Source organism: Coleofasciculus sp. C1-SOL-03 (genome assembly GCF_040220555.1).
GTDB lineage: Bacteria > Cyanobacteriota > Cyanobacteriia > Cyanobacteriales > Coleofasciculaceae > Coleofasciculus.
This window is the reverse complement of record NZ_JAVJUO010000213.1, coordinates 42,010-53,125: the sequence shown is the minus strand read 5'-3', so window position 1 is coordinate 53,125 and position 11,116 is coordinate 42,010. Positions and strand designations below refer to the sequence as shown.

The 11,116-nt window shown below is 42.9% G+C and carries 8 protein-coding genes and 1 pseudogene; 2 read left to right on the top strand and 7 right to left on the bottom strand.

The genetic code is table 11. The features are described 5' to 3' along the window. Together RIE73_RS32940 and RIE73_RS32935 are read right to left on the bottom strand one after the other, a co-directional pair. Positions 1–429 (bottom strand): annotated as a pseudogene (locus tag RIE73_RS32940) (flagellar assembly protein H); the annotation flags it as partial. A 224-nt stretch (positions 430–653) separates the two neighbouring features. Continuing rightward, positions 654–836: a hypothetical protein gene (locus tag RIE73_RS32935; RefSeq protein ID WP_446405176.1), complete on the bottom strand. Its 183-nt coding sequence runs from the start codon at positions 834–836 to the stop codon at positions 654–656. 244 nt (positions 837–1,080) lie between these two features. Between RIE73_RS32935 and RIE73_RS32930 the strand changes: the two genes are divergently transcribed. Together RIE73_RS32930 and RIE73_RS32925 are read left to right on the top strand one after the other, a co-directional pair. Beyond that, positions 1,081–1,485 (top strand): tetratricopeptide repeat protein, encoded by a 405-nt coding sequence (locus tag RIE73_RS32930; RefSeq protein WP_446405175.1) that lies wholly within the window; start codon positions 1,081–1,083, stop codon positions 1,483–1,485. Between the two features lie 101 nt (positions 1,486–1,586). Next, on the top strand, positions 1,587–5,612 hold the full coding sequence (locus RIE73_RS32925; RefSeq protein WP_446405174.1) for an O-linked N-acetylglucosamine transferase family protein: 4,026 nt from the start codon (positions 1,587–1,589) through the stop codon (positions 5,610–5,612). 222 nt (positions 5,613–5,834) lie between these two features. Here the strand turns inward: RIE73_RS32925 and RIE73_RS32920 are convergent, their stop codons facing one another. The 5 genes from RIE73_RS32920 to RIE73_RS32900 all read right to left on the bottom strand — a co-directional run bounded on the left by RIE73_RS32920 (position 5,835) and on the right by RIE73_RS32900 (position 10,969). Then, complete coding sequence (locus RIE73_RS32920; protein ID WP_446405173.1) at positions 5,835–6,047, bottom strand: hypothetical protein; 213 nt, start codon at positions 6,045–6,047, stop codon at positions 5,835–5,837. 5 nt (positions 6,048–6,052) lie between these two features. Continuing rightward, positions 6,053–6,451, bottom strand: coding sequence for a hypothetical protein (locus tag RIE73_RS32915; RefSeq protein ID WP_446405172.1), 399 nt, complete (start codon positions 6,449–6,451; stop codon positions 6,053–6,055). 139 nt (positions 6,452–6,590) lie between these two features. Continuing rightward, positions 6,591–8,828, bottom strand: a complete 2,238-nt coding sequence (locus RIE73_RS32910; protein ID WP_446405171.1) for an O-linked N-acetylglucosamine transferase, SPINDLY family protein — start codon at positions 8,826–8,828, stop codon at positions 6,591–6,593. A gap of 133 nt (positions 8,829–8,961) precedes the next feature. After that, the gene (locus RIE73_RS32905) at positions 8,962–9,519 is read right to left on the bottom strand and encodes a type IV pilin-like G/H family protein (RefSeq protein ID WP_446405170.1); all 558 of its coding nucleotides are present in this window, start codon (positions 9,517–9,519) and stop codon (positions 8,962–8,964) included. 121 nt (positions 9,520–9,640) lie between these two features. Continuing rightward, the gene (locus RIE73_RS32900; RefSeq protein WP_446405169.1) at positions 9,641–10,969 is read right to left on the bottom strand and encodes a methyltransferase domain-containing protein; all 1,329 of its coding nucleotides are present in this window, start codon (positions 10,967–10,969) and stop codon (positions 9,641–9,643) included. Between the last annotated feature and the right edge of the window lie 147 nt (positions 10,970–11,116).

Here is an 11,116-nt window from a genome sequence, read left to right as displayed (position 1 = left end):
ATGTAAGAGAAATGGAGTTAATTGCTGAGGGGGTAATGCTGATAAGGGAGTAATTAAAGCCGCGAGGGTGGGAGTTAACTGTCCCAAACGAGTCTGGAGGAGGTTTTCGATAGTCAGCCGTTGTCCTTGCTGTATGCCTTGCTCTATGCCTCTTTGTATACCTTGCTGCATACCTTGCTGTATGCCTTGTTCTATACCTCGCTGCATACCTCGTTGCATACCTTGCTGTATGCCTTGCTCTATGCCTTGTTCTATGCCTTGTTCTATGCCTTGCTCTATGCCTTGTTCTATGCCTTGCTCTATGCCTCGTTGCAGCGCGGCGTCGAGTTGTTGCCGATATAGGGGTGCTAATGCCATAATTAACTCCCTGTCCTCTGTGTCTAATTGTTGTTCTTGGTTAGCTTGTAAGTTGGCTTGCAAATTATACAATAACTCTAGCGCAGATTGCCGCAGAGGATGGTCTTCGGGTAATGCAGTGATTTCCTCAATCGCTTGCTGTTGGACTCTACCTTTTCCCAGAAGTCTTAACCATAGGGTTTCTGGGGTACGGGGGAGTTGGAGAAAATTGGCGATCGCACTAAGAAAGTATGATTAAACCCATCGCATTGTAGGGGCTATTGACCTGCGCCCTGTCAAATTGACGGAAATGGAAATCAGGCTGCGATCGCACGATGGAATTGACCAGACGAGAACAGGCGATCGCAACGTTTGTCGCCTGCACGTAGGGGCGCACCGACGTGCGCCCGATAAAATTGATGGGAATAGGAAAAAGGGAGCGATCGCACGATTGAATTGACCCAAAGGGAACAGGCGATCGCACTGTTTGTAGCCGACACGTAGGGGCGCACCGACGTGCGCCCTTTACTTCCCGTGCGTCATCACCACAAACGTGCGCCCGATACAATTGGTTTGAGGCATTATTAAGGTTAGATGATCGCTCTGGGTCGAGATGTGGGTAGGTTAAGGATAGGACGAAGCTGTGAACTCAGGTTCACTGTTCAATGCTCAAGCTGGTTTGAATTGGTCGTTCTAGCTAGCGGGACTTGATTGGCTGGCAGATTCATTTACCCTTAAGTAGGTATGGCGGATAAAAAACCCAAGGAAAATCCCCTCAAACGAATTCTTCTTGTATTCTCGATGGTAGCCTTTCTGGGATCTACGGGCTATGGGCTATTTGGTCTATATAGTAATGCCTTACAGCAACCGCAGACGACGGCTACTCCGGAAGAGGCGTCGGTTGATCAACAGCTAGCGGCGAAAGAACGGGGGTATGAGTTGGTTTTAGAACGGGAACCGGAGAATCGGGTGGCGCTGGAAGGGTTGGCGGATATACGGTTACAGAGGCAGGATACTCAAGGTGCGATCGCACCGTTGGAGAAGTTGATTGAGTTGCATCCTCAGGAGGCAGGGTATAAGGTACAGTTGGAGCAGTTGCAGCAGCAGGTGGGTGAAGTTGGTGAGGGGGAAGAGGAGAGCGATCGCTAAACGACTCCTAACTCTAGGAAAATGAACTTGATAAGAAAGAATATCTTGTTTAAATTAATACCATTTATTGTCTGAAGGTTATTTTTTTTGATAAATAATAAATGCAATCAACAATGAAGTGTAAAATTTGTGACTCAGAAGCCAATAATTTTTCTGAAGCAATAATATTAAACCAATATAATATTGATTATTTCCAATGTTCCAATTGCGGCTTTATTCAAACTGAAGATCCATTCTGGTTAGAAGAAGCTTATTCCACAGCAATAGCTCGTAGTGATGTGGGTTTGGTATTCAGAAATATTCAATTATCTAAAATTACCAGTCATATAATTTTTAATTTTTTTAACCATGAAGCTAAATTTATAGATTACGGAGCAGGATATGGGTTATTTGTGCGGATAATGAGAGATGCAGGGTTTGATTTTTATTGGCAAGATAAATTTTGTCAAAATATTTTTGCCCAAGGTTTTGAAGCAGAAACCCAGACCCATCAAAATCATGAATATGAATTAGTTACGGCGTTTGAAGTCTTTGAGCATTTGGTAAATCCACTTCAAGAAATTAAGCAAATACTCGATTATTCCCGAAATATTTTGTTCAGTACAGAATTAATCCCGAAAAGTAACCCAAAACCTGATGAGTGGTGGTATTTTGCTCTGGAAGAAGGACAGCATATTTCTCTCTATACAAGTAAAGCACTATCTATAATTGCCGATAAGTTTAACCTACAATATTACTCTAATGGTTCCTCTCTACACTTACTGACAGACAAGACAATTTCGCCATTGATATTTGATAATTTGTCTCAAAGGCAGACAGAATTATTACGTAAGCAATCACTTCTACAACAAGATTATTTAAAAGCAATTGGTAAATTAGAGAATCGTCAAAATTTTTATGTCAAAACCGAAACTAAGAATCAGGAACATAATCTAGTCTTTACCGAAGGAATGAAAATTGCCATTGATTGTGTATTTTTTCAGCTATACAAAACTGGAATAGCTCGTCTATGGCAGTCATTATTAGAAGAATGGTCAGAAAAGGCTTTTTCTCAGCACATTCTCATTCTTGACCGAGCTGGAACTGCTCCGAAAATTCCTGGTATTCAATATCGAACTGTACCGCCTTATGACTACGGTAGCACAGATATTGATCGCGAAATGCTCCAGCAAATCTGTGATGAGGAAGGTGCTGATTTATTTATTTCTACTTACTATACGACACCCCTGTCAACGCCCTCTGTCTTTATGGCGTATGACATGATTCCAGAAGTTCTGGGATGGGATATGAATAATCCCATGTGGCAAGAAAAGCATCGTGCGATTCAACAGGCGTCTGCTTATCTGGCGATTTCAGAAAATACAGCGCGTGATTTGGTAAGGTTTTTCCCAGAGATATCTCCAGAATTAGTAAGGGTGGCTGCTTGTGGAGTTAAAAGCGGCTTTTCTCCAGCGAATTTGGAGGCGGTGAATAGTTTTCGCACGAAGTATGGCATCTCGAAGCCTTATTTTATTCTGGTAGGTACTGGAGGCGGGTATAAGAATACAATTCTATTTTTCCAAGCGTTTGCTCAACTGTATAGTAAACAAGGTTTTGATATTGTCTGCACGGGTAGCGGTTCCCTGCTTTCTCCAGAGTTAAGAACTTATGCATCGGGTAGCGTTGTCCATATGTTGCAACTTAGTGACGAGGAGTTGAGAGCCGCGTATGCTGGTGCTGTTTCATTAGTTTATCCCTCAAAGTATGAAGGGTTTGGATTGCCGATTTTGGAGGCAATGGCTTGTGGTTGTCCAGTGATAACTTGTGCCAATGCATCTATTCCTGAAGTGGCTGGGGAAGCCGCATTATATGTGAATGACACTGATAGTAATGAACTAACCAATGCGCTTTGTGATGTGCAAAAACCGGAGGTTCGCAACTCGCTAATTTCGGCGGGTTTAGCACAAGCGAAAACGTTCTCATGGTCAAAAATGGCAGAAATCGTTAGTGCGGCTTTGGTTGATGCTACCCTCTTGCCTTTAAATTTAAGAGATATTAATTTAATTATATTCCCCGATTGGTCTCAACCTGAAGAGTCACTAGGGATAGAATTGGAACAAGTGATTAGAGCGATCGCGACTCATCCAGATAGAAGTTATATCACGTTGCTGATAGACACCACTAATATTTCTGAGGAGGAGGCTAATCTCTTTTTGTCGGGTGTCGCTATGAATCTGCTCATGCAGGAAGATTTAGATGTTACCGAGGGAGCAGAACTATCTTTTGTGGGAAATTTCGGTGAAATGCAGTGGAAATCGCTCTTGCCTCACCTCCAGGCTCGTATTATCTTAGAGAATGAAAATCAAGAGGCGATCGCACAAGCCAACGTGGACGCTTTGCAAACTTATGCACTAAGTCGGTTTAGCGATAGAGAAGTTGGCAGCTTTTTTTTTAAGTTGAGCCATAAATTCTTTCAGGAAGGAAGATGGCAAGAGGCAATTGAGCAATATCAACGGATTTTAGCTAGCCAAACAGGAACTCCAGAGATTTTTTGGCGCTTAAGCCAGTGTTATAAAAAGCTCAAGCTCTTAGACCAAGTGTTTAGCATACTCCAAGAAGGGGTTAGAGTGTGTCCTACAGATGGTCGTCTTCATTTTACATTAATTATTGAATTACAGAGACATGGACGTACCCAAGAAGCAATCGCCTGGGCGAATCAGGCATCGCAGATATTACCGAGCGATTATACCTTTAAAATTCTCAAACATTTAATTGTACCGATAATCTATGATTCTCCAGCGGAAATAAGTTTTTATCGTCAACGCTATAAAATTGGACTTCAACAGTTGATTCAGGAAACCTCTCTAGAATCCTATGCCGAAAAAAAGGATGCTTTGGCAGGTATCGGTAGGCTGACCAACTTTTATATTTCCTATCAGGCGAAAAATGATGTTGATTTGCAACGCCAGTATGGAAACTTAGTGCATCAAATTATGGCGGCTAACTATCCAGATTGGATTGAGCCTAGAGTAATGTCTCCACTTCAGCAGAATAACAAGATTCGGATTGGTTATGTTTCGGCTTATCTACACTGCTATAGTGGAACCCTGTGGTTAACGGGGTGGCTGCGTCATCACGATAAACAGAATTTTGAAGTCTATTGTTACTACACGGGTAGTACTCCCGACTTGATTACCCAACAGTTTCAGGAGTATAGTGATGTGTTTCACTACATTCCTCATAATTTAGAAGCAACCTGCAAACAGATTATTGCTGATCAACTGCACATCTTGGTATTTCCAGAAATTGGTATGGATGCGCCAACCCTGCAAATGGCGGCTTTGCGACTTGCACCAGTACAATGTACGGCTTGGGGACATCCGGTTACATCGGGTTTACCAACCGTTGATTACTTTTTATCCAGCGAGTTAATGGAACCGGGAAATGCTCAAGAGCATTACTCAGAAACGCTGATTCGTTTGCCCAATATTGGGGTTTCTTATCCTAAACCTTATATTCCGCCACGCACAAAAACTAGAGCAGATTATCAGTTACCAGAGGAGGCGGTACTTTATCTGTGTTGCCAAGCACCTTTCAAGTATTTGCCACAATACGATTATATTTTTGCTGAAATTGCGCGTCGGGTTCCACAAGCACGGTTTCTGTTTCTGCGTGGTGAGTTGCTTCAGCCGCGTCTTGAGCGTGCGTTTAGCGCCGTTGGGCTAAAATATGAAGAGTATTGTGTGTTCTTGACTATTCCAGAGCGGTTGGATTATCTGATGATTAACTTACTCTCAGATGTTTATCTGGATACACTTGACTGGTCTGGTGGGAATACGAGCTTAGAGGCGATCGCCTGTCATCTACCTATTGTTACTCGCCCAGGGGAATTTATGCGGGGTCGTCACTCGGATAGTTTCCTGAAAATGATTGGTGTGACAGATACGATTGCTGAAGATGAAGCGGATTATATTGAGATTGCGGTTAAGTTGGGACTAGATTTAGCTTGGCGACGGGAGATTGCAGAACGAATGAAGGAGAGTCATGAACGTCTCTTTGATGACAAAGCCTGTGTTGCGGGTTTAGAAGCATTTTATAAGCAGGTTGTTCAGGAGTGGCTTACGCTGCAACGAGAAATGGCTCACTAAGCGCAGAACAAAGTAGTGGCGTGGCACACCTTAATTGGTGGATTAGATTCGGTACGTAGTGAGGGCTTTAGCCCTCTTCAGCTAGGCGTTAGAGAACTAAAGTTCTCACTACAAACAAAGTCCTATTTTAGCTGTGTCAGTCCAGTAGTGCCATGACCCAGCTTAAGTGTGACTTTATAAAAACGCTACAACCTTTATATTACAAGGCTTGGCGCCAATTTCCTAATGCATCATTTTAGCTGGGTCACGCCAGTAGAATGAGATAATATTGATAAGATAACTGCGTTTCATCTCCATTTGTATGTAGTTGGAGATGTAGAGGGGACGTTCGGCAAGGTTGGAGTTAAAATACTGCTGATAAGCTTGAGTCCCCAAGAGCAGAGAACGGACAACGGAGGTATCGAGAAAATGTTGCGGACTATCCTTGGTCTGCATATTATTTAGTTCTCATCCTTGTCTAGCTCAATACTGGAGTTAAATTCTACCCCAAAGGGCAGGGTGTCGAAGCCCAAATCTTCCAGACTTAAAATGGTTTGTTCGACTTCTTCATTACTCAGTTGGGAATTAACTAAAGTCGTGAGGAGATCGCCAACTTCTTTATACTGATTAGCCTGATAGTCAATCCAGCGATTCTCAAAGGCGATCGCGTCGTAAAAAGCCATCAGAATTTCGGTTAATGGTTCAAAGGGAAACTGATCGCGAATAGTCCTCAAGGTTCGCAACAGACTATCTGCGTAGACAGCCGCTATGGGTGTACCACAGTAAGGTTGGATTTTTTGCAAGTCTAGCTGAATAGAGAGAGTAAGTTGTTTGGGAGAAAGAAGCTTTACGTCTGGCATGGTTATTTCCGTAAGTGATTAATTTTTTGCTTAAATCATCATCCTATCTTCACTGCTTTTTATTTTAGTCGGATTGTACTTGATCAACGCTTTTTTAGTCTGGTAATTTCTAGAGTGACAGTGTATAAAGCACTACTAATTATTGCGTCTGTTCAATATATCTTGTCCACATTTGCTGGTAAGCCTTTTCCATTTCGCGGGTAAACTGCTTGGCGTTCCATAATGGTGCTGTTTGCTTGGACTGTCGCAGCTTCCAGGCGATTTGTTGCCGCAGCGCTTCATCTTTACCTAAGCGCACACCCCACTCGACATATTCTTCATCTGTCCAGGCAATCCCTTCTGTAATACCAGCATTCATCATCATGGTGTAACTGTTGCGGGCGGAAAATTGCTGTCCCACTCGCGTGACTAGAGGGATACCCATCCAGAGGGTTTCGAGAGTTGTGGTTGCACCATTATAAGGATAGGTATCTAATACCACATCCGCAATACCTAGATTAGCTCGGTGAGTTGCTTCTAAAGCCACTTCTGGTAAAAATCGTAGGTACTGGCAATCAACTCCCTCTTCTTCAGCAATCTGGATAAAGAATTTTTTGACTGACTCTTGATTGGCTATCCCTTTAATCAAAAAATAGCTATTCGGCACTTGTTTGAGAATTTGCATTTGCAGACGTGCCGTGTCTGGATGCCGTTTATGACCCATCTGAGCGCTAAGATAAATCACTGCATCGTTGGGAATATTGAGTTGGTCGCGGCGTAACGTTGGTACACCAATTTCAAAACCATCTACAGCAATGTAGGTGTTAGGTAAGCGCCAGATTGTTTCACGATAGTAATCTGGTGCAGAATCGGGTAAAACGTAGGGATCAGCCATAAAGTAATCAATCGCGGGTAGTCCGGAAGCATCCCAACCCAGCCAAGTGACTTGAATAGGGGCTGGCTTTAGCGCGATGACTTCGCAAGTAATATCTAAGGTAATGCTATCAAGATCAATTAAAATATCAATTTCATCCTGATAAATTTTCTCTGCTATTTCCAGAGAATTCATTTCAAATTTATGCGCTTTATCTGCGTGTTCAACAAACCAATCTCGTAGAGGATCTTTAAGGCGAGATTGATAGTTGATAAAATAAGCACTAATTTCAAACTGATTGCGGTCATGATACTCAAATACCCATCGAGCTAACCAACCAACAGAATGTCTACCCAGGCAATGAGACAAGTATCCAATTTTCAGGGATTGAACAGCAGTACCTTTGCTACCTGGGTGTGAGGTGCGCTGATGGTATCGTTCCACGCGCTCCTTTTCATAACATTCAATGCCCGCTTGACAAAGCTGAACCACCTGATTTTGAATCCAACGATTAGCGGTTGAATCGTCTCTAATATAAGGCAAAAAAAAGGTTGAGTTCACCAGACGGGAGGTAGAGGTTCTGTCAGTTAAAGTAGGTTGAGCCTCAATCAAAGACAGTAATAATGATTCGTAATGGTTTAACAGAGACAGAACTTCCTGCCAATGACCACCCGTACCCATCAACCCTCGTAGCAACAGATAGCATGCAAACACTTTTTCGGGTAGTGTTTTTGCCAAAGAACAACATAATTTAGCGATATCTATACCCTGATCGTCCTGACGGTTGCGGATATAAAAAGTGGATAAATGACTTAATATTTCTATATTTTCCCCATCTAAATGCAAACATATTTGGGCTAGCTGTATCGCTCTTTGGTACTGTCCTATCCCATAAGCAATTTTAGTTGCCGCCAGCATCAATACATAAATAAAAGTCTGAGGTTTATCAGTGTAGAGCAAGCAGGCTTCGGCGAATTCAGGCAACCCCGGATCAAGCGGAGCGTAATCTAGAACATTTTGCAACACTTGCAGCAATAGATCAGAATTAACATGAACTCCTTGTTTTAACTGAAGTATCTCGATAATCCCAAGAGAATGCAAATCCTCTCCTGTAAATTGTTTCAGCTTGATAGAAAGTTGAATAATTTGTAGTAAATTATTAATTTCACTTGGGCGAATTTCCCGGATGTGTTGGCGGAGTGTCCAAGCCATTGGATAATCCTCCAATGTTTCCTGTCGCTCCGCTTCGAGTTGTAACACTTCGATCAGTTCATTTGTCCACTCGTCTAACTGCTCCGCTTCACCCTCCAGCATTGCTAGCATCCAAGTTGTCTGAGCTTCTGCTTCTTGTCCTTGTAGAAGTAAAGTTAACCCTAAATACCAGTAATACTGTTTAACACTGGGTTTAGCTGCAATTGCTTGTTGATAAAGCTCTGCGGCTTTTGCATAATCACTCTGAATCAGGTATTGGTATGCTTCTTGCTGCAAATTTACAGACTCTGAAGAAACCTTGTTAGCAGTCATGATTCTGATCCAAATTGCAGAAAAATAAAATAGTAAAGACAGCAGTAGGGAGACTTAATGAACCTACTGCTGTAAAATGCTGCAACTGAACTAGTCAAAAAGCTTGATATAGTGAGAGCTTTTTGGCTGGAAATCAATTGCTTAAATCTTCATAGGTCGGATCATTACATTCTGGAGCTGTGTCTGTATTAGGCTTCAATTTAACACCAGCCTCAGTTCCCTTCTGTGGATCTGCTGATTGACACAATATAGCTAATGTAGTGGTTTCACCTGTACCCTTAATTTCCCCAACCTGCACACCTCCTACAAACGCTCTCAGAGTATTGGTCTTGCCGTCAAATGCGGTTCCTACAATTTCTACTTTTGCACCTAGATCACCAGCTTTCGTAGGAACTGTATACTGATAGTTTGCCGTCTGCGTGGAAATGCCAAGACCCAGCTCTCCCCAGTCACTTGTAAATTCCGATCTCTCTAGATAATAAGCTTGTTCAGCACGGTTAGCAGAACCAACATATTGCTTGGCTTCCGACTCCTTAGCTTTATTGGCTTGGTTCAAGAAGGAAGGCAGAGCAATAGCAGATAGAATACCAATAATAATGATCACGACCAGCAGTTCAATCAGCGTGAAACCCTGATCCTGCTTTTTCTGGCTGAGATGCTGTAAGAACTTGGCTTTGAGTTCAGTTTTCATGAACGGTTTCTCCTTGAGATGGGGGATGCTTGACTTTTGTCTCCTGAATGTAACTTACCCAGTTCCGACTGTTTTCCTATCACCTGACGTCAAAAAAATTTTTTTCTGGGTTCCCAGTCACTCACGATGCACGCTCTACCAACACATATCCATTTTCCTCCAGTCCAGTCAGTGCCTGTTTGACAATCTCAAACGCTTCCTCTTGGTTGGTAAACTCCAGCGTAACCGGATGCACTGGGCGCAATTGCTGCCATCGCGCCACCAGAGATGGCATCGACTGAGGTGACTCCAACAAGGGTAACAGACAGGCAGCAATAGTACTGTCTACCAATCTTGACTCTCCCGTCACAGGCAAATGCTTGCTGATTTCAAACGGGTTGAGTTGCCTAATACACCAAATCATTTTCTCTTTGACGGCTGCGGTTCTAAGCTGAGGATGCAAATGCACCTGGGCTTCCTGCCAATCAGCATTCGTCCACTCGGCAATCGGTACAAAGGGTTGAGCTTGATCAGGATGCCCACACCAAAAATCCAGCAGTCGATGGATGGGGTGTAATAGCTCAAATAAGCGCAGTCGCTGTTCCTCTGAAATCTCTGGTAAACTCATTGCTAGAAACACAGGCAAGTTGTCCGGCTCTTTGAACAGCTTCATTAAGTCCCATTGCCGCCAATTGACCATACTGATAAATTCTAAGTCTGCTGCTCTCAACGCCGCAAATAAATCAGAAATTGTGTAGCCCTTATCTCCTTGGAACAGATAGTTCATTAAAACTGTTCCTTTTCCCTCTTCTCCCTCATACTTATCAGTCCAAGTTCTAGCTTTTAGGTTAACGCCATCCTTCAACGCCTTCATTGTTTCTAAGACGATCTCAATCTCCATATCCTCCGGATTGTCATCCATCAATCCCATCATCTGGAACGCTTCCTGAGCGCGGAAATAGTGAACGCGCTGATGTTTGCTGTGGAGATTGCTGCGAATAATCCCCTGTGGCTTCAGCACCGACTTCATTGCTTGGAGGGCAATGGCTGGATCAGGAAACAGGTACAGCAACTCATCACAATTAATGTAGTCAAATTCTAAACCGAGCTGAGGCAGCTCATAAATAGAGAGCTGATGAAACTCTACCTGCTCAAAACGATGATGCTTTAAACGCTGATGCGCTAATTCCAGGGATTTCTCTGATATATCAATCCCGACAATTTTTGCGCCCGGGTTGGCTTCGGCTAAAATTAAAGCTCCATATCCTGTACCACAGCCAGCATCTAAAATAGTTGTCTGCTCCGTATCTATTACCTTTTGATTTCTTACATAGTAAGGTGTGACAAAATTATGAATATAGAGTTCGCTAACATTATCTTTCGGGGAGCGGTCTATAGGAATTCGTGGATAGGGACCAAAATCAAATTGCTGGCGAATTTTTTCCAGTAATACAGCCGCTTGTTCATCCATTAGCGCTATCTCTCCATACAAAGGCACAGACACAAATTAACAGCATTCAAGCTTTTCCCCCAAGTCTAAGGATAATCGGATGGGTGACGCGATCGCAATGATTATGAAGGGATAATCCTCAGTGACACCATTTACCAACAAAGGCGC